Raw genomic sequence first — 22,181 nt, 5'->3', positions numbered from 1 at the left:
GGTTTAATATTTTTTTCAAGATTTTAAACTTCATTTATTTAGAACAATTTTTCCGACATTTGTTAAAGTAAAATGTCGATTTTAAATTTAGCAAAAAAATATCTCATTGACAGTCAGATATATGTTTCTTTGATGGGAACTTTTCTGGCTGCATTTTTTATGCTGGAGCAAAAGATATTCCGTTGGCCGACTTTGTTGTTGATTTTCATTACTTATTTCAGCGGTTATCTTTATACCAAATATCAGTACGACAAAAGGAAGTTTTTCAAGATATTGATTTTCAATTGTATTTGTGGGATTGTCAGCGTAATTCTCATACTCAGGAATCATAATGAATACAGACTTCTGAGATGGGCAATTATTGTTATTTTGGGCTTGCTTTACAATTCGTTTTTCTTGGAGAGATTCATTAGAAAAATCCCTTTGTTAAAGGTTTTTTATGTTGGATTGACTTGGGCTTTGATCAATTCATGGCTGATTCTTCCGGAATTCAATTATCCCATTTTTTTGATTTCCTGGTTATTCATTTCAGCTTTGGTTCTGCCTTTTGATATCAGAGATATGAATAGTGATGACGTAGTTACTTTTCCGATTTTGATTGGCGTTCAGAAAACCAAGTTTCTTGCTTATCTACTGGTTTTTATTTCCGGATTGTTGGGTATTTTTTATCTTGATTTAGAATTTGGAATTTATTTCTTTCTGACTATAATTATCACATTTATATTGATTTATTTTTCTGAAAACAGCAATCAAGAATCATACTTTTCTTTTTGGGTAGAAAGTTGTAGTGGATTACCTTTGTTATGGCTTTTCTTGTATTGGCTTATAAATTGATATTACAGATTTTGTTGAATTTTCCGACTATTGATGAACAAATCAATCCTGATTTTTATTTTCGTTTTAAGTTGCCTTTCTTTTGCCAATGCTCAGGAAGGAAAAGATTCGCTTTATTATAAGATAGAGGAGTTTTCAGATAAAAGAAAATTTACAAAGTTCATTCATCGTTTCATCTTTCGCCGGGAAGCGGATTCGGCCTCCGTGAAAACCAGAACGGATAAGCAATCCCAGGAAACTTACGATGGAAGATATATCCGGAATATTAAAATTGAGACCATAGACCCGTTTGGATACGGTTCCAAAGATAAAAAAGAAAAGTCCAGATGGTACGATTGGTTCACGAATCATCTTCATTCCAATACAAGAGTTTCAACAGTTAATAATTATTTGCTTTTCAAAAAAGGCGAAGAATATAACGCGCAAAAACTCTATGAATCTGAGCGTTTGCTAAGAACGATGCCTTTTGTGAACAGAGTTAATATCAGCGTTTCCGACAGCACTTCTACCAAAGACTCTATTGATGTCGTGGTAAAAGTTCTCGATTCCTGGAGTTTGAAGCCGAGAGTGAGTTATTCAGGAAGCAAAATTGGTCTGGGAGTAACGGAAGAGAATTTTCTTGGTCTTGGCCACGAAGCGGATTTCCTTTACAGGAATGACTCCAAGGAAAAACAAGATTATATGTACGGAAGTTATACGGCCTATAATCTTTTTGGCTCTTACATCAACGCTCAGGTTTTGGGCGAGCGTGATTTTGCGAAAAATGAAAGGATCAATTTCAATGTCAAGAGAGACTTTTTCTCTCCGTTGACAAAGTGGGCAGGTGGCTTCACTTTCGAATATTTTATGCGGAATGTTCTACTTCCAATGGAAAATAAAACAACTTTCCCTGAGGTTCAAATCAAAGTTTACAGCCAGGATCTGTGGGGCGGTTATCAGATTCCGGTTTCGGCTAACAAAGAAGAAAGAGTTTCCAGTAACATTGCGTTGATAGGGCGATTTCAGAATTACCAGTATAAAGACAGCCCTTATATTGATCAGTTTGGATACTTCCGTTCTTACAGTAGTTTTTTGATGTCTGCAGGATTTATACAAAGGAAATTCTCAGTTGAGAAAAACATTTTCCAATACGATTTACCGGAAGATATTGCTTACGGAAATACTTTCAATTTAACCGCCGGATTTTTATCAAGAAGTAATAAAGTAATGCCTTATGCTGGCGTTTCGGGTTCATATGGCGACTTTACAAAGATTGGCTATTTTAATATTAAGGCTCAGTTTGGAAGATTCTTCAACGAGGACAGCCAAAACCGGGAATCTTTCCGATTGGACGGAACTTATTTTACGAATCTGATGGATTGGAAATTTGCTAAAGCCAGACATTTCTTTTCACCTACTTTAGCACTTGGAAATCCTCAACATAATTATTCTTACAGAGACAGAATCAATCTTTCCTCAGCTGAGGATTTTCCTGTTTATAATGCAGATTATATCGGGACAAAAAAGTTGGTATTGCGATATCAACTTCAACTTTTTGTCAAAAAAACTTGGAAAAATTTCCATTTTAGTCCTTATTTGACGACTGCTGTTGGCTGGCTTGGAATGCCTGATGATAAGCTGCTGAAAACAAAAGCAAATACAAAAATTGGAATTGGGGTTTTGATCAATAATCCTTATTTGGTTTTCAACAGGATTCAGATTTCCTTTACTTATTATCCTCGCGTTCCTTTTGATAACAATTCTGTTTTTGATTTTAATAGCAATCGGAATAATGTCTTGCCACTGAATAATTTTGGTACGGATATTCCACACTTTGTGAATTTCGGAAATTGATTTTCTTGTTATTTAGTTTTATCTTTACTGAAATTTTTGAGTGATGGAAAATATAAATGACATTAAAATAAAACTGATTCAGAAAATCTGTGAATCCGATAATTATTATTTGTTATCCGCTTTCCTCAAAAATTTTGAATCAAAATCTCCCAATATTATTTCAGAATCTCCATCCATTTACGAATCTGAAAAACCAATGACGGAAGAAGAAGTTGAAGCATATTTTAAAGAAGAGGAAATCATTCTTCCAGATTATGTAATGAAAATGATAGAACGAGGAATGGATGATGTGAAAAATGGTAGAGTTTATTCGGAAGAAGAAATGGACAAAATGGATGAAGAATGGCTGGGTTAAAGGTTGAATGGACTCATTTTGCAAAAAAACAAAGAGATGAAATTTTTGAATATTGGAATAATAGAAATAAAAGTAAATCTTATTCTCAAAAACTAAGAATCACAATTAAAGAAAAAACAGATCAATTAAAAATTCAACCATTCTCTGGTAAAAAAACTATCAATGATACTACCAGAATGTTGGTTTTCAAAAATTATAGTTTGATTTACAATATAGAAAAAGAAACTATTTCAATTATTTCATTTTGGGAAAACCATCAAAATCCTGAAACACTCAAAAATTTTTTAGGATTATGATTATCAACAAACTTTCGCTCATCAATTTCAAAAATCACTCGGAACAATCTTTTGATTTTTCACCTCAAATCAATTGTTTTGTGGGTAACAATGGAGTAGGGAAGACCAATATTCTGGATGCGCTTCACTATTTGTCTGTTGGCAAAAGTTTCCTTGGAAATTCTGACCTTAACAATATCAGGATTGATGACACTTCAACTCCGCTCAATGTGACAGACTTTTTTGCAATAGAAGCCGAAATTCAAAATGAAGAAAAAGAAGACATTATTAAAATCCTTCAGCCAAAAGAATCTAAAAAAGTCATTAAGAAAAATGATAAATCTTACGACAGATTAGCAGACCATATCGGTTATTTGCCAAGTGTGATGATTTCGCCTTATGATTCCAATTTGATATCTGATTCGGGAGAAAGCCGAAGAAAGTTTCTGGACGCGATGATTTCCCAGACCGATTCTTCTTATCTTTTTGATTTGATTCAGTATCAGAAGACAATACAGCAAAGAAATGCATTACTGAAATATTTTGCCAAAAACAGAACTTTTGACAAAGATTCTTTGGAGATCTATGATCACCCTATTTCCAACTTCGGAACAAGGATTTTTGAGAAGAGAAAAGACTTTGTTGAAAAACTGAATCCAATCGTTCAACATTTTTACCAAATCATTTCCGGTGGAAAGGAAATCGTGAATGTCATTTATGAATCTCATCTTTTTGACAGTAGTTTTAAAGAACTTTTATCAAACTCTATTGATAAAGACAGAGCTTTGACCTACACTTCCAAAGGAACTCATAAAGACGATTTGATTTTCGAAATGAATGGGAATTCAATCAAGAAAATAGGCTCACAGGGTCAACAGAAATCATTTTTAATTTCTTTAAAGCTTGCTCAAATCAACCGGATCAAAGAATTGACCGGAAAGTCCCCGATTCTCCTTTTAGACGATATTTTTGATAAGCTGGATGACACGAGAGTTTCTCAATTAATTGAATTGGTAAATAAGGAAAGTTTCGGACAGATTTTCATTACGGACACACACAAAGAACGAACAGAAAACGTTGTAAGACGCATCAACGAGGAAAGTAGAATTTTTGAAATTTCATAATTCTCATTTTCTGAACCCAAGTTAATTTTCTCCAAAACAAGATAAATATCATATTCCAAAATACTTTTTGGCAAGAAGAAGTCTATACTTTTGCGAAGTAATTTTTAATTATTCTAAATAAAATTATTATGAAAAAGTTTTACGTTTCTCTCTTCTTCTTATCTGCCATCATTAGCCAAGCACAAAGTTTTGAAGAAATCTCTCAGCCCAATCTTAAAAATTATTTCTATTCCGCTGCGGCAGTTGCAGATGTTGATAACGATGGATTTCAGGATATATTCTTCACAGGAGCGATAGATTCTGACGAAGATACTAATGTGGATTCAACTTCCAATAGTCTTTACAAAAATAGCAATGGAACTTTCTCTTCCGTTCAGGAATTTGGAGAAAACTCGGTTCACTTGAGTGATGTTAAATTTATCGATTTTGATAACGACGGGCTTCTAGACGTTATCACAACCGGTTTAAGTTATAATGATATTGTGAATTATCAGCAGTACAGATGGAAAAATACAGGTTCTGGCTTCACTTTGGTTGACAATGCAGCCGGGAAAATCTATGGAGGTTTAGATGTTTTCGATTTCAATCATGATGGTAAACAGGATTATGCAATTAATGGAACCCAGTATATTGAAGGGGTAGGTTTTGCTCATGATTTGGATTTATATCTTAATAGTTCACAAGGTTTTCAAAAAAATGAAGCCTGGGCGGCAGGAACACAAAACGGAAGTTTTAAAGTCATTGATATCAATAATGATAACGAATTAGACTTGATCGTTAATGGATTTAATGCCGATTATGAAGGAACTTTCTCTGTTTATATCAATGAAAATGGAACCTTGATAAAGAAATCAGAACTTCCTGCAGTAAGTAGCAGCAAAATGGCTTTCGCAGATTTCAATGGTGATGGTTTTCAGGATTTTGTAGTTTCGGCTCAGAATGAAAATTATGATGCTTACCTCGCTGTATTTATCAATGATGGGCAAGGAAACTTTACCGAAAATAAAATTGAAGGTGAAGGTTTATCTGATGGTGGAATAGAAGTTGGAGACTTAAACAATGATGGATACTATGATTTTGTTGTAATTGGTGATGATGATAATTACGACGGTTATAGTAAAGTTTTCCTTTATAATCCTCAACTTCAGAAATTTGAAAAAAATGAGAATACAAATCTTTACAATCTGGGAAGTAAAGGAACTGTGGCTGTCTTTGATTATGATAATGACGGAAATCTTGATATTCTCGCTAACGGTTTTGATTGGGATGACCCAGACTTGATGCCCTACACCAAATTATTCAAAAATAAAACGACGGTTACCAATCAAAAACCAAATGCACCAACCATCTTAACTGCAACAGATAGTGACGGTAAAGTCAGATTCACTTGGTCTGGAGCAACGGATGATAAAACACCGGAAAATTCTCTTCAATACGAATTGAGTGTTGGTTCCGAAGCCGGAAAAACTGACATCACAAAATATATTGTAACAACAAAAAACTGGTATCTTGATAAAACTAATTTACCTTCTAAAATTTTCTGGAGCGTAAGATCTGTAGATGCCTCTAAAAAATATTCGGATAAATCTCAGGAAAAGGAATTAACGGTTTTAGGTGTTGCAGATGTTAAAAATACAACAGTTTCTATCTATCCAAATCCTGTAAAAGATGTCTTGAATGTAAAATCTACAAGCAAAATCAACACACACAAAGTTTATAATCTTGCAGGACAAAGCGTGAATGCAAAGCTGACATCAGATTCTACAATTGATTTCTCACATTTGGAGAAAGGTGTTTATGTTGTAGAGCTTCAATTGGAAAATGGTAAGAAAACTATTCAGAAAGTGATTAAAAACTAATAACCAAATTTTCATATCCATATCTACATTTTAAAAAGAAAAGCCCATTCAGATTTTGAATGGGTTTTTCGATTTTATTATGTTCTTGTTTAAATAAAAGATTATCAGAGAAAATTATTATTCTCGCAGATTAGGCTAATTTCACAGATGTTTTTTTGATGTAAAATCCGCATAATTTGCTCAATCTGCGAGATTTTAATAATCAAAGTTTTAATTGTTGAAAAGAAATACAAAGCCTCAACATAGCCCTGATGGGAACGGCATCCTTTTTTGTTTTTTTAGATTCCTCATGCTGTTCGGAATGACAGAACGTGTGAAAAACAAAAAAGATATAGTGGACAGCAGGCTGGAAACGTCAATCGACAGACCGATCGTCTTGCTCCTAAAAATTATAGGAAGCTTCCGTCAAAAGAGAAAGGTAGCAGGTCTCTGATAGATTTTGTTTTGATGATCTCTCCGTTTGGTGCTGCAAAATAGATTTCAATCTTGTCTTTTTGCTTAGCCTCATATTCCAGAATCGATTGTCTGCAGCTGCCACAAGGTGGAATTGGAACAGAACTTAAATCATTTTCCGGTCCGCCAATCACAAATATTTTTTTGATCTTTACATCCGGATAATTCGCAGAAGTCCAAAAAATGGTCGTTCTCTCTGCACACAACCCGGAAGGATAGGCGGCGTTTTCTTGATTACTTCCTGTAATTATTTCGCCATTTTCCAGAAGAAGCGCACAACCAACAAGAAAATGAGAGTAAGGTGCGTAGGCTTGTTCTCGAATGGTTTTGGCTTTATCAAATAGTGTTTTTTCTATATCGTTGAGCTCTTCGTAACTCGGGATGACTTCAAAGTTGATCTTTATCTCTTTTTCCATTTTTTAAAATGCAGGGAGGTAAAAGTACAAGTTTTGTGGAAATAAATTAACATTTATTGAAAAAAAACATCTAACAGATATGTTACGACCATTTTTAGTATTTATTTTTCTGTTTATCATTGGTTTGGCAAAAGCTCAGGATAAGATTTTTTGGAACGCAAACCGAAAACTTGTTTGGGAAGACTTTCAATCGAAAACGCAATCTAATACCTCCAATGCCGCAGCGACAACCTTTTGTGGAATCTCCTATTTATTGAACAGTCCAACCAAAAAGTTCACGTCCAAAGAAGTTAAGATAGAATCCTTTTTTGTGCCTTCTAAGTCTTGGGCGCATAGTGACCACAAAACGGATCTGGTTCTAATGCACGAGCAAAGTCATTTTGATATTGCTGAATTGTTTGCGAGGAGATTCAGGAAAGTAATCAGTAATAAGACAATGGATGCCAAAACGCTTCAAAAGGTTTACACGGATGTTTATGATGATTACAAGGATTACCAACAGGATTATGAAACGGTAACCAATCACGGAAGAATTCGTGACAAACAATATGAATATACTCAGAAAATCAATCAGGAAATAGAAAATCTTTCGGATTTTAAAACCTGAATTTTCGATTCTCTTTCTTCTCGGACAATTTCTTTTTGTTGTCGATACGTTTTTGGATTTGACCTTTTGAGGGTTTTGTAGCAAGTCGTTTCTTTGGAACAAATAGTGATTTTTCAACCAGTACCAGCATTTTCTCAGTCACGATTTTTTTGTTTTGAAGCTGAGTTCTGCTCTCAGATGAAGTCATTTGAAGAAGACCTTCAGAATTGATTCTGTTTTTCAGTTTTTCCGAGATTCTCAGCTTTTCATCAAAAGAGAAAAATTGGCTTTCCATTACATTCCAAATTCCCGTCACAGCCGTTTCCACCTTATTCACGTTTTGTCCGCCAGCTCCGGAGGAGCGGGACGTTTTGTAACTGATTTCGGTAGAAAAATCTTTCATTTTAGTTTTTGGTCAATTTCTTTAATTCCATACGATTCACTTTTCCGTTCGGAGTTCTTGGGATTTGTTCAACAAAAATAATTTCTTTTGGTTTATGAAATGACCTTTCGAAGTTAAGATTTGAGATTTGAGATTTAAGATTTTGTAACTCGGGATTTAAATCAGCATTCGCTGAACCTTGCGTCTCGAATCTTGCATCTTCAATCACCAAAATTAATTTTTGTCCCAGTTTTTCATCTTCAATTCCAAGGAAAACAACTTCATTCGGAATGTTTTGTTTGACTAATTTTTCTAATTCTTCGGGGAAAATCTTTGCACCACCGGAATTAATTACATTATCGATTCTTCCCAGAAACCTGAATTGTTTTTTACTGTCACACTGAGTGGAGTCGAAGTGATTGATTTCAACCAGATCATTTGTCTGTAGAATGTCTGAATTAAGTTTTGGAGCCAATATTTTCAAACAACCTCTCTCATCCAGAGAAACATCAACACCATCAAAAACCGTAAACCAATCTTCCGGATTCGGGAAAATCTGTTTCAATGCAATGTGAGAAAGCGTTTCGCTCATTCCGTAAGTCTCGAATATTTTAGTTTGAGGATTATTTGTCAGACTGATGCTCTCGATGCCTTTTTCTTTTTTATTTAAAGATTCTTGAATCTTTCTTTTTAAAGTTTCAGAAACTGATGCACCTCCGATAATGAGATTTTTTATTAAATAAATTTTGTCCAGAGAATTTTCAACCTGCAAAGGTGTCATTGCACAGAAATCAATTTCTTCATTGATTTTTTCTAAAGGATTGAGAGAAGTTGGCGCAATTTTAAGTTTTAATTTTCTTGAAATACTTCTTACGACCATCATTTTTCCCGAGATATATTCAATCGGAAGACAGAGTAGAGCCAGATTTCCTTCTTTCAAGCCTAAAAAATCACAGGTCATTTCCGCCGAATTCAACATTTTTGATTTTTCGATATCAAAAACTTTCGGAATTCCGGTTGAGCCAGAACTCTGAATTTTCACAGTTTTGGACCCCGAAAACCATTCTTTTATGAAGTCTAAAACTTTGGTTTCAAATTTGTTAGACGAGGTTTGGCTGATAGGTAATGCTTTGGAAAGGTCGATTAACATTAGGTTGAGCGAAAAATTATTTTATAAAATTATGCATTTTTTTTCACAAATAATTTGGAAGTTAAAAAAAAAGCCCTAAATTTGCACCACAATAAACGACAGACCCATGGTGTAACGGTAGCACTTCGGTTTTTGGTACCGCCTGTCGGGGTTCGAATCCCTGTGGGTCTACAAAGTTTAGTTTAAACGCTCTGAATTTTCAGAGCGTTTTTTTGTTCACGTCTATTTCTTTATTACAATTTTTTTATAATTCCAAAAAACAAAAAACTCTGCTAAAAGCAGAGTTTTAATTTATATTTCGAATGATTCTACATTCTGTTCACTACATTAATTCCAAGCAGTGAAAGCCCTTTCTTAATTGTTTTCCCAGCCAGATCAGAAATCTGAAGACGGAATTGTTTCGCATTTTCATCATCCTGATTCAAGATTGGATTGTTTTGATAGAAAGAGTTGTAAGATTTCACCAATTCATAAACATAATTGGCAACCAGAGCCGGACTCAGAGATTCCGAAGCCTTTGCGATCACATCTTTGAATTCCGAAAGAAGCATTATCAAATCCTTCTCACCAACATTCGGAAGATAAGCATCAGAAAGTCCTTTTGCAGAATAATTCGCCTTATCCAAAAGTGACTGAATTCGCGCATAAGTATATTGAATAAATGGACCTGTATTTCCATTAAAATCGATACTTTCTGCTGGATTGAAAAGCATTTTCTTTTTCGGGTCAACTTTCAAGATGAAATATTTCAAAGCGCCTAATCCAACCGTTTCATAAGAACGCTCTTTCTCCTCATTACTCAAACTCTCCAACTTACCAAGTTCTTGAGATTTTTCTTTTGCGGTCAGATACATTTCCTGAACAAGGTCATCGGCGTCAACCACAGTTCCTTCACGGGATTTCATTTTTCCTTCTGGCAATTCAACCATTCCGTAAGACAAATGATAAAGATGGTCTGCCCAATTATAACCCAATTTTTTCAAAATTTTAAATAGAACTTGGAAATGATAATCCTGCTCGTTTCCAACGGTATAAATCAATCTTTGGATGTCGTTATCCTTGAAACGCTCCACAGCAGTTCCCAAATCCTGAGTCATATAAACCGAAGTTCCGTCAGAACGCAACAAGAGTTTTTGGTCAAGACCTTCGTCTGTCAGGTCGCACCAAACAGAACCGTCTTCTTTTTTGTAAAGAACACCATTGTCCAAACCTTGCTGAATCAAATCTTTTCCCAAAAGATAAGTATTGCTCTCGTACTGAACCTGGTCAAAATTAACACCCAATCTCGCATAGGTCTGATTAAATCCGGCATAGACCCAAGAATTCATCATTTCCCAAAGTTTGCGAACGTCAGCATCATTTTGTTCCCATTTCAAAAGCATTTCCTGCGCTTCGATGATAGAAGGCGCTTGCTTTTTCGCTGTTTCCTCATCTATTCCGTCAGCAACTTGTGCTTTGATTTCGGATTTATATAATTTATCGAATTCCACATAGTAGTTTCCGACCAATTTATCGCCCTTCAAACCTGTAGATTCCGGCGTTTCTCCGTTCCCGAATTTTTCCCATGCCAACATCGATTTGCAGATGTGGATTCCACGGTCGTTGATGATTTGCGTTTTGATAACATTATAACCATCTGCTTTCAGAATTTCAGCCACAGAAAAACCGAGAAGATTATTTCTGATGTGCCCCAAATGGAGCGGTTTGTTGGTGTTTGGCGAAGAATATTCTACCATGACCGTTTCGTTTTTGGAAGGTGTGGAATCGAAGTTCTTTTCCGTCTCAGAAAACTCTTGTAAGAAAGCAGAATCTTTAACTTTCAAATTAAGAAAGCCTTTCACGATTCCGAAGTTTTCTATGAAATCGATTTGGTTTTTGATTTCTTCACCAAGTTCATTTCCAAGAACATCCGGGCTTTTTTTTGCCAGTTTTACCAACGGAAAAATCACGATTGTAAAATCGCCTTCAAACTCCGTTTTATTTTTCTGGACTTCCAGCGTCACATTCTCGATGCCGTATAATTTGGAAACGATTTCCGATATTTTAGATTGTATATGTTGTTTGATAGTCATTGTAAAATATTGAGTTGCAAATTTAAAAATTTAAAATAGGTTTTTCACGCAAAGTCACAATTATAATTTGGGCAGCTTAATCCGCCTTCCACTCCCAATCTTTTTTGCAGACGTTTTTGGTTTAAATAGAACTTGAAGTCTACACAAAAAAGGATTTCCGTTCAAGTCGGGCTGCGAGCAATTCGCTGTTTCAAAATTATGTTTTCATATTACAGATTTAGTTTAGTTCAAATTCTTAAATCTGCAAAATCAGCATAATTTCCGAGAGACTTTAAAGTATTAATTAACTATTAATTCTTCATTGTTAATTAACAAAGCTTTCCTCTTGCTCAGCCTCAAAAACCTGATCACCAAAAGAACCGCAGAAATCGTCAATCCAATCCCCAGCGCGATCCACATCCCGAAAGCACCCATTTTCATCGTCACACAAAGGAAAAATCCAACCGGAATCGTGAAAACCCAATAAGCAATAAAAGTAATAATACTAGGGATTTTCACATCTTGGATTCCTCTCAGACAACCTAAAGCAGTTACTTGGATTCCGTCTGATAACTGGAAAAGTGCAGCAATAATCATTAATTTAGAAGCTAAATTGATAACCAGAACATCACTTTCTTTCGTGAAAAAATGGGGCAGAACATTTCTGAAAAGAATGAACATCAAACCACAGAATCCCATATAGATCAAGGTCAGTTTAAAGTTGTTGATCCCGATCTTTCTCAGACCTGCATAATCTCCAATACCCATTTTGTTCCCAATCATCACTGTAGAAGCCACACTGAAACCAATACAAAGATTGAAGGTAAACGAAGCCATAGAAAGTGCAATCTGGTGTGATGCAATGTCGGTTGAACTGATTAATCCGCAGATAAAAGCCGCTGCCGCAAAAGCTGTAACTTCAAAGAACATTTGCATTGCAGTTGGAAATCCTAGTTTTATCATTTTGGAAAACATCTCTTTACTGAATTCCGAAATTTTAAGAGAGAATTCTTTGATATATCGTCTCGTTTTTGGTTCTTTTACCAAAACAAAATATAAGAAAACAACCATAAAGATTCTGGCAATCAAAGTGGCTAAAGCGGAACCTTGAACACCCATTGCCGGTAATCCAAAAAGTCCCTTGATGAAAACATAATTCAAAGCAATGTTAATGATGTTTGCAATGATTGTAGCTTTCGTTACTCCAATTGTAAATGACAATCCTTCCGAAACTTCTCTCAAAGTCTGGAACATCATAAATGGAATCATCGTAAATGCCATGATGCTCAAGAAACTAATTGTATTCGGGATAATTTCTCTTGGCTGGTCAAGATGATAAATCAATGGAAGTGCAGCTAACAAAATTATCATCAGCAAAAACCCGATTCCCAAATTAATCACAAATCCGTGTCTGAAAACCGAATTGATTCTGTCGTGTTTTTCTTGAGAATGAGCTTCGGAAACCAAAGGCGGAATCGCAAAAGAAAATCCCAAAGCCAATACGAAAATCGAGAAAAATAAAGCATTACCAAGAGAAACCGAAGCCAAAGCCTGAGCTCCCAAAAGTTTCCCGACGATAATGTTGTCGAATAAATTTACAGACACCTGCCCGACTTGTGTCAGCATTACAGGAAGTGCTAGTTTCAGTCCTTCCTGTGTATATTGTTTATTTAAAAATTGCATTTCTAATGTTTATTTTTTATTAAAAGAAAAATCATAATTGACAAATCTTCAATTTTATTCAAAAAAAAACCGCAGAAGAAACTGCGGTTAAATATAATATTTAATTAAGTTTACTTCTTTACAAAATTCGAGACGTCGTCAGCAGTCACAGGGTCTGCACCCAAGATGATCAATCTTTCTACAACGTTTCTAAGTTCTCTGATGTTTCCTGTCCAGTCATATTGTTGCAGAGCTTTGATAGACTTATCATCAAATTTCTTTGGAGCAGATCCATTTTCAGAAGCTATTAACTGCGTGAAATATTCTACCAGCAAAGGAATGTCTTCAACCCTGTCATTCAAAGACGGAACATTGATCTCAATCACAGAAAGCCTGTGGAACAGATCTTCCCTGAATTTTCCGGCTTCGATTTCTTTAGTCAGATTCTTGTTTGTTGCAGCAATGACGCGGACGTCCACTTTGATTTCCTTGTCACTTCCGACAGGGGAAACTTTGCTTTCCTGCAAAGCTCTCAACACTTTTGCCTGAGCAACAAGGCTCATATCGCCAATCTCATCCAAAAAAATAGTTCCGCCGGTTGCCTGCTCGAATTTTCCTGATTTATCTTTGATTGCTCCGGTAAAAGAACCTTTTACGTGACCAAATAATTCGCTTTCAATCAATTCTGAAGGAATCGCCGCGCAGTTCACTTCTACCATTGGTCCACGGGAACGCTCACTTTGAGAATGGATAGCGTGTGCCACCAATTCTTTACCAGCTCCGTTTGGCCCGGTAATCATCACTCTTGCATCGGAAGGTGCAACTTTGTCGATGATCTCCTGGATTCTTTTAAGTGCTGGCGATTGTCCGATCATCTGATATTTTTTATTCACTTTTTTCTTAAGCTGAGAGTTTTCCTGCTTAAGATGAGAATTAACTTTTTGAAGATTGCCTTTGTCAAGCGCATTTTTCACACTTGTTATCAATCGGTTGATGTCGATAGGCTTGGAAATAAAATCGTATGCACCTTCTTTCAAACAGCTGACGGCTGTGTCAATATCTGCGTGACCGGAAATCATCACAAATGTGGTGTCGGGTTTCAGTTGAAGGCTTTGTTTCAGAAGTTCGGTTCCGGAAATTTTTGGCATTTTGATATCAGAGATCACCAGAGCAAAGTCTTCTTTCTCTATTAATTTAAATCCCTCAAAACCATCTTCGGCTATTTCGAATTGGTAATCAGGTAGTTCGTCTGATAAAATGCTGTGTAGAACTCCGGATATTGCTTTTTCGTCTTCTACTATTAAGATTTTTTGCATAGTGGCAAATATAGTGATTTTAGATTTCGTAAAACGAATTAATTACGATTGATTATTTCAAAATTTGAAAATCTTCATAGCAAATTGTCTGCCGCTTTTTTTTCGAATCTGTGGTGCAATAGCGATAGAAACGGCTATCCTTTTGTTTTTATTGGATTTCGCAAGGCCAAAACAAAAGATAATAGTGGATAGCGCGACCCAGGCTGTTGCTAATGCGAGGGGATTGTCAAAATAATATTCAAATCTTAAAAAATTAAGAAATTGAAAATCTATTTTACATTAATCAACTATAATTTTCTTTGTGATCTGTTGGTCTTCGATTTTGAAAGTTCCAAGATAGACGCCTTTCGGGAGGTTGGAAATATCAATCCTTATTTGATTCTCGGTTTGACTAACGGTTTTTCCTTCCGGGCTTGTAATCGTGAAGCTAAATTTCTGATTTTTGTTGTTAGGAATTTCCAATTGCAGATAATCTTTCGCAGGGTTTGGGGAAACTGTGAAACCCGCCAAAGTTTCTTTTGCTGTGTCTGTGCTTAACATTTGACTTGCAATTGCAAAATGTTGAACAGCTCCAGTCGTAGCTTTCGCAATATTGTAAATATAAACAGGGTCTAGGTTGGAATATTTGTCGTTAACTGTATGTGCATAAGGTGTTTCATTGTACTCGAACAAACCTGTGATGATTTCTCCATTCGCTTGAAACGGCATATAATCTGATGCATAAGCATAGCTGAGATTTGTTTTCAAAGGAGAATAAAGCGTAACACAACTTATCAATTGCTGGGTGAACGTATTGGATGCCGAATTATTAGAACTTGGATTAGTATTTTCATCTCTTTCACAAGTGATCGTATCGTTGGTCTGACCTTTGATTCCGCCAACTTCATCAATATTAAGGACCAGGCGGATGCTCATTTTCGGAGAAGTTGCATTAACGACACTATTCACATAATGCTGAGAACCAAGTAAGCCTTGTTCTTCTCCAGAGAAATTGATGAATTTTATAGAATATTCTGTAGGAACGTTTTTTAGAAGTCTTGCCAATTCCAGAATTACGGAAACACCGCTTCCGTTGTCGTTGGTTCCTGGTCCGGTAATTGTGTCGTAATGTCCGCAGACAATAACATATGTGTTGGGATATTTGGTTCCCGTTTTCGTAACAATGATGTTGGAAGTTGATTGTCCGTTATAAGTGAAGGTGTCTTTTGTGATTTCAGCTTCCGAATATCCGAAAGAAAGATATTTGTTTTTCAGCCAGGTGTAAGCATTATTATTGGCTGTAGAGCCTGTGGTTTTCACACCTAAGGCTTCGAATTCCTGTAAGTATGTGTTGATATTGGTTTGTGAAACCAGATTGCTGACATTCGCGTAATCGTGATTGAATGTTTGGGAATTTGCAAAAAATCCTAAAAATAAGACCGAAAATAATAAGTTTTTCATCTTCATCGATAATAATTTTGCAAATATAATTAAAAAGGAGAAGACTTTTTAAATGCCTTCTCCTTTTCGTGAAAAACTATTACTAACTTAAAAACTAATTCGTTGCTTTTCTGACTTCTGCTTTTACATCTTCAGCAGCATCCTTGGTTTTTTCCCAAGCGTCAGACGCTGTATCTTTTGTGCTTTCCCAAGCTTTATCCGCAAAGTCCTTTGTGTCTTCCCAAGCTTCTGCAGCATTGGCTTTTAGATTTTCGAAGAAACCGTCTCTCGTTGGCTCCTCATTTTTTCTTTTTTGCTCATCGATATATGAGCGGGCTCTGTCTGCATACTCGTTTACTTTGTTTTTAGCATTCTCCGCTGCGTTTTCCAAAGAATTTTCTGTTCTGTTAACAGCTCTTTCTGCGTCATTGTATTTTTCGTCGTGCGTACTCATAATATTTTGTTTTTAGTGATTAATATTGAAAAAATTTGATTTGATGTTATCAGTATATCCAATTAGAATGCCGAGAAATCTTAACGAACGTTAAAGTTTTGTTTTGAATTTATAATGTTTCCTAAATTGACATCAAAATCAAAATTAATGGAAAAAATCAGATGTGCATGGTGCGGAACAGATGAGCTCTATCAAAAATACCATGATGAAGAATGGGGAAAATTGGTAACTGATGATGCAACAATGTTTGAGTTTCTGATTCTCGAAAGTTTCCAAGCTGGGTTGAGTTGGATCACGATTCTTAGAAAAAGAAAAACTTTCAGAAAGGCTTTTGATAATTTCGATTATAAAAAGATTGCAAAATATGACGAAGATAAGGTCGAAGAATTGATGCAAGATGCCGGAATCGTAAGAAACCGATTAAAGATAAATGCAGCCATTTCCAATGCACAGAAGTTTATGGAATTGCAGAAAGAGTTCGGGAGTTTTTACGATTATATCTCAACATTCACAGGCGGAAACCGAATTGTAAATACCTGGAGAGTTCATACAGAAGCACCAGCTACAACAGAATTGTCTGATACGATTAGTAAAGATCTAAAGAAAAGAGGATTCAAATTTCTGGGTTCAACAGTTATCTATTCTCATCTTCAGGCAACGGGAATCGTAGATGACCATATTGAAAGTTGTTTTGTACGGAATACAATTTAACAATGAAAAAATGTAACAATTTACCAATGAATACTAATTGTTAGATTGGTAAATTGTTACATTTAAAACGTTATGTCTACTTAATAATTCTGTCAAGAACCCATTCTATCATCATTTTTTCTGATGCGTGATGGTCGCTTGCAAATTCGCCACGTCTTCTGTTGGCGATAACACAGTTCACAGTGATGGCTTTGTGTCCTAATAATTTGGATAGACCATAGATTGCCGAAGTTTCCATTTCGAAGTTGGAAACACCAAGGTCATTCAATGTTTCAAGGAATTTGTCATCCAAAGCTTTCAATCTTAATTGACGGCCTTGTGGTGCATAGAATCCGGGGAAAGTCGCCGTGTTCCCTCTGTATTTTGCATCAGCATAATAATCAGCGATATCTTCCGCCCAATCTGAGAAATACAACATTGGTTTGATTTTCTCGTAAGGGAATTTTTCTAAGAAATTCTTACTGAATTCATTCTCAAATTGATAATCCTGATAAAAATGAAGAAGTCCGTCCAGACCAACTACATTCTGCGTTACCAGCATATTATTAACTTCGATATCAGGATTCACACTTCCGCAAGTTCCCATACGGAAAAGCTCTAGCGACTTGTGTTCTTTTTTGAATTCTTTTGCCTTCAAATCGATATTTACCAAAGCATCCAATTCGTTCATCACGATATCGATATTCTCTGTCCCGATTCCTGTTGACATTACCGTGATCCTCTCGCCACGCAAAGTTCCCGTGTGTGTATAGAATTCTCTTTTGTTCTTTTTGATATCAATCGTATCAAAATATTTGGACACTTTCGGAACTCTGTCCGGGTCGCCTACAAGAAGAACTTTGTCTGCAAGGTCTTCCGGAAGAAGATTCAGGTGGTACACACTTCCGTCGTCATTAAGAACCAGTTCGGAATCTGCTAGTTTGTTTATCATATTATATTGATTTTTTTAATTTATAGATTTTTTTTAGAAAATAGATGATAGACGAATAGAAATTAGATTTTAATTTTTGTCTCGGTGATTTTCCAGATTTCACAGATTTTCTTAATCTTCTTAATTGGCTAAATCTGCGAGCAAATTATCATTCATCATTTATAATTTATCATTCATTTTCATCCTCCGACACGTTTTGTTTTATAGCCCATATCTTTCAGGATAGCCATTATTTTGTCGCGGTTGTCGCCTTGGATGATAATGACGCCGTCTTTTTCAGAGCCACCGATTCCCAATTTGGTTTTGATTTTTTTCGAGATCTCTTTCAAACCTTCCTCATCGCCTTCCCAGCCTTCAATCAGGGTAACTGGTTTTCCGTTTCTGCCTTTCTTCTCGAATTTGCAGACCAAAGGTTCTTTCTGTTTGAAATTTTCTTTTGCTTCATCTGGCATTTGGAAATCCTGTTCTTCGTGTTCGGGGAAAAGGTTTTTTAGTTGGTCTCTCAAGTCCATTTTATCTATTTAAAAAAGGGTCTTAAAGTTAAACATATTTGTCGATTGGCAAAAAATAAGTTGAGAAATTGTTTTGGAGATTTTTGTTTTATGGAAAACCATAAAAATATTTTGAAAGATGTTTTTATATTTGAAAAGCTGTTGGAGTTAAAATAATTATTTAATTTCAACTAAGAGATATACTAAAAAATAATATTAAAATTTTGTTTCAATAATACAATATTCAATAATTCATTAAAATAAATCTAATAATATGGAACTCGATAAATTTATATCAGAAACAATACAAGCAATTATAAAATCAATAAATGATACTTCAGAATATGCTGAAAAAAATGGGGCAATTATAAATCCTATTTTTTTAGAAAGTGATGATGATTATGATTATAAAACAACTATTTGGAGAAAAGATAAACAAGATGGACGTAGGGCATTGACAAAACTTGATTTTGATATTGCTGTTACTGTTTCAAATGAAAATAATAATAAAATTGGGGGAGGTATAAAGGTTCAAGTTTTAAATTTAGGAGCTTCTACTTCTGATAAAGATTCGAATCAGACTTCTAGTAGAATAAAATTTAGTTTGAATGTAGCTTTTCCACATCAAGGAACAAATTAATTTTATAACATACTTTCCTCGAATTAAAAAAAACAAACCCCAAAATTCCCCAATCCCCATTCCATTTCGTAAATTTGTAGTAACAAAACAAAATTAAAAATGTCAAAGAAAGCAATTCTTGCAATATTAGATGGCTGGGGAATAGGACCAAATCCTGCAGTTTCCGCCATTGCTCAGGCCAACACGCCTTTTATGGATTATGCCTTGAAAACTTTTCCAAATACAACACTTGAAGCAAGCGGATTGGCGGTTGGATTACCGGCCGGACAAATGGGTAACTCAGAAGTGGGGCACATGAATCTTGGTGCCGGTAGAGTGGTATATCAAAACCTTGTAAAACTGAATATGGCTGTAGAAAACGGAAGTCTTGGAAAAGAACCCGTGATTCAGCAAGCTTTCGAATACGCCAAAGCGAACAACAAAAAAGTACATTTCATCGGATTGGTGTCTGATGGTGGTGTACATTCTCATATCAATCATTTGAAAGGATTATTGACGGCGGCTCACGAATTTGGATTTACAGACAATGTTTTCGTTCACGCTTTCACAGACGGGCGTGATTGCGACCCAAAATCCGGAAAAGGTTTTATTGAGGATTTGTTGGATCATATGAAATCTACAACCGGAAAACTGGCTTCTGTCATCGGTCGTTATTATGCGATGGACAGAGACAAGCGTTGGGAACGTGTAAAGCTGGCTTATGACCTTTTGGCAAATGGTGTTGGTACAGAAACCAAAGACTTTGTTCAATCTATTCAGGAGTCATACGATCAGGATGTTACCGATGAGTTCATCAAACCGATTGTTGGTGTTCAGAATCATTTTCCTATTGCAAAGATCGAAGACCATGATGTGGTGATTTGTTTCAATTTCCGTACAGACAGAGGTCGTGAGATTACAGAAGTGCTTTCTCAGCAGGACTTCCCGGAATATGGAATGAAGAAGCTGGATCTGTATTATGTGACTTTGACGAATTATGATAAAACGTTCCAGAATGTAAAAGTTGTTTTTGATGAGAATGTCCTTCAGAAAACAATGGGAGAAGTTTTAGAAAGCGCTGGAAAATCTCAAATCAGAATTGCTGAAACTGAGAAATATCCACACGTGACATTCTTCTTCTCAGGTGGTCGCGAAGCGGAATTTGTACAGGAAAGACGTCTGCTTTGCCCAAGTCCGAAAGATGTTCCGACTTACGATTTGAAACCGGAAATGTCAGCTTATGATATTACCAACGCCATCGTTCCGGAATTGGAAAAAGAATCAGCAGATTTCATTTGCCTAAATTTTGCGAACACAGATATGGTGGGGCATACAGGCGTTTTCTCAGCGGCGGTAAAAGCGGCGGAAGTTGTGGATTCCTGCATCCAGAAAGTAGCGACTACGGCTTACGAGCACGGTTATGCGGTTTTCATCTTGGCAGACCACGGAAACTCTGATGTGATGATAAATCCGGATGGCTCTCCGAATACACAACACTCTACGAATTTGGTTCCGTTCATCGTGATGGACAAAGATCACACTTGGAATTTGACGCCAGGAAAATTGGGCGATGTTGCGCCAACAATCCTGAAAGTTATGGGCGTAGATATTCCTGAAGAAATGACAGGAAATGTTCTTGCCAACTAAAGCTTAAATATAAAATTAAAATAGGAAAGTCGGTTTTTTACCGACTTTTTTAATATTTGGTGTAAATTAGATTCGTTAATTTATAAAATGGATATGTTTCGCAGATTTTTTTTCTGTTGTTTTTTGATTGCTAACCTTGTTTTTGGGCAGAATATTTTGTCCAATGATAATGATCATAATAAAAAGAAAAGTGAAGAACTTGCTTCTTTGGCGGTTTCTTATTTTAAAAATAACGATCTTAAGAAATCTACGGAATTACTTTTCAAAGCCAAAGAATATGCAGAGAAAACAGATGATTATGCATTGATTGCCAGAATGAACGGTTCAATCGCTCATCAATATATACAATTGAATCTGAATGATAAGGCCAAATTCTATCTTGATAACGCCATAAATCAGATCAACAAATTGCCGGAAGGCGACAAGAAAAAAGTGTTGAAAACCTTGTCTTATCTGGAAATCGGAAACATTGATTTTGATGAAGAGAATTATCAAAAGGCCAGCGAATATTACAAAAAATCTCTCCGCGAAATTGAATTGGTCAAAAATCCCAATGAACAATCGATTTATCATCACAGACGTTCGCTTTACAACATCGGGAATTCCTATTATTTTCTAAAGAATGATTCGGCGGAGATCTATCTGAACAAAGCTTTGGCTATCAAGAGTAATTACAATGAGGAAATTAATTACTTCATTTACAATGCATTGTCTCAGGTTTATGCCGGCAGAAAAGAATATCAAAGAGCAATTGATACTTTGAAGATCATCTTGAAACATAAAAATGATTTGGATACACGTCTGCTTTCCGATGTTTATTACAATCTTTCACAGGATTATAAAGCTTTGAATGACCAATCCCAATATTCTTTTTACAATGAGGAATTTATAAAACTCAACAGAAGCATCAGAGAAAGTGAGATGAAAGCCATTTCGTCCGCTATCAATGCTGAACAGAAAGATTACAAAGATGCGATTTCCGATGCTGACAGTTCCAAGAAAAATATTGTAATTATTTCGACGGCTTTTGTTCTGGTGTTGGCTGGCGCGATTATCTTTTTGCTTTACCGAAGAAAAAAAGAGAGAAAGGTTTTCGAGAATATTATTACTAAACTCGAATCTGATAAAATCATTTCGACTGAAAATAAATTGGAACCTGCCATAGAAGTTCAAAAAGATTCACCTGTTCAGATTCCTAATTCTGTAGAACAGGACTTATTGGAAAAGCTTCAAAAATTTGAAGAGTCGGAAAAATTTACCAATTCAAAATTGACGATTGCAAGTCTTGCGCTACAACTAAAAACCAACACAAGTTATCTTTCTGAGGTCATTAATAAATACAAAGGCAAGAATTTCAATACTTATATCAATGAGTTGAGAATCGCCTATATCTGCCAGAAAATTTATAATCATAAGGAATATCAGAATTATAAAATAAGTTACCTGGCAGAGGAATGTGGTTTCGCTTCACACAGTGCTTTTGCGACCGTTTTCCGGAATATCACAGGAATTTCGCCTTCCGTTTTCATTCGTGAGGCTTCTAAAAATTAATCTTAATAAAATCTAAATTACACTATTCAAAATATTGATTTACAGTGTTTTAAATTGTTTGT

The 22,181-nt window shown here is 35.6% G+C and carries 21 protein-coding genes and 1 tRNA gene; 12 read left to right on the top strand and 10 right to left on the bottom strand.

Annotated features, from left to right (window positions below):
• Window positions 1-72 precede the first annotated feature (72 nt).
• From K319_RS0118965 to K319_RS0118940, 6 genes are all read left to right on the top strand, one after another.
• A complete protein-coding gene (locus tag K319_RS0118965; RefSeq protein WP_185092691.1) occupies window positions 73-834 on the top strand; it encodes a UbiA prenyltransferase family protein in 762 nt (253 codons plus the stop codon).
• 33 nt (window positions 835-867) lie between these two features.
• Window positions 868-2,667, top strand: a complete 1,800-nt coding sequence (locus tag K319_RS0118960; protein WP_027385046.1) for a hypothetical protein — start codon at window positions 868-870, stop codon at window positions 2,665-2,667.
• 43 nt (window positions 2,668-2,710) lie between these two features.
• Window positions 2,711-3,022, top strand: coding sequence for a hypothetical protein (locus K319_RS0118955; protein ID WP_027385045.1), 312 nt, complete (start codon window positions 2,711-2,713; stop codon window positions 3,020-3,022).
• Window positions 3,010-3,318: a type II toxin-antitoxin system RelE/ParE family toxin gene (locus K319_RS0118950; RefSeq protein ID WP_027385044.1), complete on the top strand. Its 309-nt coding sequence runs from the start codon at window positions 3,010-3,012 to the stop codon at window positions 3,316-3,318. Before K319_RS0118955 ends, K319_RS0118950 begins: the two co-directional genes overlap by 13 nt.
• Complete coding sequence (recF, locus tag K319_RS0118945; protein ID WP_027385043.1) at window positions 3,315-4,421, top strand: DNA replication/repair protein RecF; 1,107 nt, start codon at window positions 3,315-3,317, stop codon at window positions 4,419-4,421. The genes K319_RS0118950 and recF overlap by 4 nt, the downstream gene beginning before the upstream one ends.
• A 128-nt stretch (window positions 4,422-4,549) precedes the next feature.
• Window positions 4,550-6,280, top strand: coding sequence for a T9SS type A sorting domain-containing protein (locus K319_RS0118940; protein ID WP_027385042.1), 1,731 nt, complete (start codon window positions 4,550-4,552; stop codon window positions 6,278-6,280).
• Between the two features lie 389 nt (window positions 6,281-6,669).
• Here the strand turns inward: K319_RS0118940 and cdd are convergent, their stop codons facing one another.
• The gene (gene cdd, locus K319_RS0118935) at window positions 6,670-7,149 is read right to left on the bottom strand and encodes a cytidine deaminase (protein ID WP_027385041.1); all 480 of its coding nucleotides are present in this window, start codon (window positions 7,147-7,149) and stop codon (window positions 6,670-6,672) included.
• A gap of 79 nt (window positions 7,150-7,228) precedes the next feature.
• Here cdd and K319_RS0118930 point away from each other — a divergent pair, with 79 nt between their 5' ends.
• The gene (locus tag K319_RS0118930) at window positions 7,229-7,756 is read left to right on the top strand and encodes a DUF922 domain-containing protein (RefSeq protein WP_027385040.1); all 528 of its coding nucleotides are present in this window, start codon (window positions 7,229-7,231) and stop codon (window positions 7,754-7,756) included.
• On the opposite strand, the gene arfB is transcribed toward K319_RS0118930, so the two are convergent.
• Window positions 7,746-8,138 (bottom strand): alternative ribosome rescue aminoacyl-tRNA hydrolase ArfB, encoded by a 393-nt coding sequence (gene arfB / locus K319_RS0118925; protein ID WP_027385039.1) that lies wholly within the window; start codon window positions 8,136-8,138, stop codon window positions 7,746-7,748. The two genes, K319_RS0118930 and arfB, sit on opposite strands and share 11 nt — an antisense overlap.
• 1 nt (window position 8,139) lies before the next feature.
• Window positions 8,140-9,267, bottom strand: coding sequence for an acyl-CoA synthetase family protein (locus K319_RS0118920; protein WP_027385038.1), 1,128 nt, complete (start codon window positions 9,265-9,267; stop codon window positions 8,140-8,142).
• Window positions 9,268-9,367: 100 nt separating this feature from the next.
• Here K319_RS0118920 and K319_RS0118915 point away from each other — a divergent pair.
• Window positions 9,368-9,438, top strand: a tRNA-Gln gene (locus K319_RS0118915).
• Window positions 9,439-9,575: 137 nt separating this feature from the next.
• Here K319_RS0118915 and argS read toward each other — a convergent pair.
• The 5 genes from argS to K319_RS0118890 form a co-directional block, all read right to left on the bottom strand.
• Window positions 9,576-11,339, bottom strand: coding sequence for an arginine--tRNA ligase (gene argS, locus K319_RS0118910; protein WP_027385037.1), 1,764 nt, complete (start codon window positions 11,337-11,339; stop codon window positions 9,576-9,578).
• A 279-nt stretch (window positions 11,340-11,618) separates the two neighbouring features.
• Entirely contained in the window at window positions 11,619-13,001 is a 1,383-nt protein-coding gene (locus K319_RS0118905; protein ID WP_027385036.1) for an MATE family efflux transporter, read from the bottom strand.
• Between the two features lie 110 nt (window positions 13,002-13,111).
• On the bottom strand, window positions 13,112-14,296 hold the full coding sequence (locus K319_RS0118900) for a sigma-54-dependent transcriptional regulator (protein ID WP_027385035.1): 1,185 nt from the start codon (window positions 14,294-14,296) through the stop codon (window positions 13,112-13,114).
• A gap of 279 nt (window positions 14,297-14,575) precedes the next feature.
• Entirely contained in the window at window positions 14,576-15,736 is a 1,161-nt protein-coding gene (locus K319_RS0118895) for a M28 family peptidase (protein WP_316930950.1), read from the bottom strand.
• A 94-nt stretch (window positions 15,737-15,830) separates the two neighbouring features.
• Window positions 15,831-16,169 (bottom strand): hypothetical protein, encoded by a 339-nt coding sequence (locus K319_RS0118890; RefSeq protein ID WP_027385033.1) that lies wholly within the window; start codon window positions 16,167-16,169, stop codon window positions 15,831-15,833.
• Window positions 16,170-16,316: 147 nt separating this feature from the next.
• On the opposite strand from K319_RS0118890, the gene K319_RS0118885 reads away from it, so the two are divergent.
• Window positions 16,317-16,880: a DNA-3-methyladenine glycosylase I gene (locus K319_RS0118885; RefSeq protein ID WP_027385032.1), complete on the top strand. Its 564-nt coding sequence runs from the start codon at window positions 16,317-16,319 to the stop codon at window positions 16,878-16,880.
• Window positions 16,881-16,956: 76 nt separating this feature from the next.
• Here K319_RS0118885 and K319_RS0118880 read toward each other — a convergent pair whose 3' ends face one another.
• Window positions 16,957-17,811: a nucleoside phosphorylase gene (locus K319_RS0118880; RefSeq protein WP_027385031.1), complete on the bottom strand. Its 855-nt coding sequence runs from the start codon at window positions 17,809-17,811 to the stop codon at window positions 16,957-16,959.
• A 179-nt stretch (window positions 17,812-17,990) separates the two neighbouring features.
• Window positions 17,991-18,323 carry a translation initiation factor gene (locus K319_RS0118875; protein WP_027385030.1) on the bottom strand — a complete coding sequence of 111 codons (333 nt, stop codon included), beginning with the start codon at window positions 18,321-18,323 and terminating at the stop codon, window positions 17,991-17,993.
• Window positions 18,324-18,576: 253 nt separating this feature from the next.
• Between K319_RS0118875 and K319_RS0118865 the strand changes: the two genes are divergently transcribed.
• From K319_RS0118865 to K319_RS0118855, 3 genes are all read left to right on the top strand, one after another.
• On the top strand, window positions 18,577-18,942 hold the full coding sequence (locus tag K319_RS0118865) for a hypothetical protein (RefSeq protein ID WP_027385029.1): 366 nt from the start codon (window positions 18,577-18,579) through the stop codon (window positions 18,940-18,942).
• Window positions 18,943-19,041: 99 nt separating this feature from the next.
• Window positions 19,042-20,568 (top strand): 2,3-bisphosphoglycerate-independent phosphoglycerate mutase, encoded by a 1,527-nt coding sequence (gene gpmI, locus K319_RS0118860; RefSeq protein ID WP_027385028.1) that lies wholly within the window; start codon window positions 19,042-19,044, stop codon window positions 20,566-20,568.
• A 93-nt stretch (window positions 20,569-20,661) separates the two neighbouring features.
• A complete protein-coding gene (locus K319_RS0118855; RefSeq protein WP_169712685.1) occupies window positions 20,662-22,119 on the top strand; it encodes a helix-turn-helix domain-containing protein in 1,458 nt (485 codons plus the stop codon).
• Window positions 22,120-22,181 lie beyond the last annotated feature (62 nt).

The organism is Epilithonimonas caeni DSM 17710 (assembly GCF_000426465.1).
In the GTDB taxonomy this organism is placed as follows: Bacteria; Bacteroidota; Bacteroidia; order Flavobacteriales; family Weeksellaceae; genus Epilithonimonas; species Epilithonimonas caeni.
This window is presented reverse-complemented; position numbering and strand designations above follow the sequence as displayed.

Bases quoted from the DNA above. Each gene is read 5' to 3' on its own strand.
- K319_RS0118965 (WP_185092691.1), top strand. From the start codon at position 73: ATGTCGATTTTAAATTTAGCAAAAAAATATCTCATTGACAGTCAGATA.
- K319_RS0118960 (WP_027385046.1), top strand. From the start codon at position 868: ATGAACAAATCAATCCTGATTTTTATTTTCGTTTTAAGTTGCCTTTCT.
- K319_RS0118955 (WP_027385045.1), top strand. From the start codon at position 2,711: ATGGAAAATATAAATGACATTAAAATAAAACTGATTCAGAAAATCTGT.
- K319_RS0118950 (WP_027385044.1), top strand. From the start codon at position 3,010: ATGGCTGGGTTAAAGGTTGAATGGACTCATTTTGCAAAAAAACAAAGA.
- recF (WP_027385043.1), top strand. From the start codon at position 3,315: ATGATTATCAACAAACTTTCGCTCATCAATTTCAAAAATCACTCGGAA.
- K319_RS0118940 (WP_027385042.1), top strand. From the start codon at position 4,550: ATGAAAAAGTTTTACGTTTCTCTCTTCTTCTTATCTGCCATCATTAGC.
- cdd (WP_027385041.1), bottom strand. From the start codon at position 7,149: ATGGAAAAAGAGATAAAGATCAACTTTGAAGTCATCCCGAGTTACGAA.
- K319_RS0118930 (WP_027385040.1), top strand. From the start codon at position 7,229: ATGTTACGACCATTTTTAGTATTTATTTTTCTGTTTATCATTGGTTTG.
- arfB (WP_027385039.1), bottom strand. From the start codon at position 8,138: ATGAAAGATTTTTCTACCGAAATCAGTTACAAAACGTCCCGCTCCTCC.
- K319_RS0118920 (WP_027385038.1), bottom strand. From the start codon at position 9,267: ATGTTAATCGACCTTTCCAAAGCATTACCTATCAGCCAAACCTCGTCT.
- argS (WP_027385037.1), bottom strand. From the start codon at position 11,339: ATGACTATCAAACAACATATACAATCTAAAATATCGGAAATCGTTTCC.
- K319_RS0118905 (WP_027385036.1), bottom strand. From the start codon at position 13,001: ATGCAATTTTTAAATAAACAATATACACAGGAAGGACTGAAACTAGCA.
- K319_RS0118900 (WP_027385035.1), bottom strand. From the start codon at position 14,296: ATGCAAAAAATCTTAATAGTAGAAGACGAAAAAGCAATATCCGGAGTT.
- K319_RS0118895 (WP_316930950.1), bottom strand. From the start codon at position 15,736: ATGAAAAACTTATTATTTTCGGTCTTATTTTTAGGATTTTTTGCAAAT.
- K319_RS0118890 (WP_027385033.1), bottom strand. From the start codon at position 16,169: ATGAGTACGCACGACGAAAAATACAATGACGCAGAAAGAGCTGTTAAC.
- K319_RS0118885 (WP_027385032.1), top strand. From the start codon at position 16,317: ATGGAAAAAATCAGATGTGCATGGTGCGGAACAGATGAGCTCTATCAA.
- K319_RS0118880 (WP_027385031.1), bottom strand. From the start codon at position 17,811: ATGATAAACAAACTAGCAGATTCCGAACTGGTTCTTAATGACGACGGA.
- K319_RS0118875 (WP_027385030.1), bottom strand. From the start codon at position 18,323: ATGGACTTGAGAGACCAACTAAAAAACCTTTTCCCCGAACACGAAGAA.
- K319_RS0118865 (WP_027385029.1), top strand. From the start codon at position 18,577: ATGGAACTCGATAAATTTATATCAGAAACAATACAAGCAATTATAAAA.
- gpmI (WP_027385028.1), top strand. From the start codon at position 19,042: ATGTCAAAGAAAGCAATTCTTGCAATATTAGATGGCTGGGGAATAGGA.
- K319_RS0118855 (WP_169712685.1), top strand. From the start codon at position 20,662: ATGTTTCGCAGATTTTTTTTCTGTTGTTTTTTGATTGCTAACCTTGTT.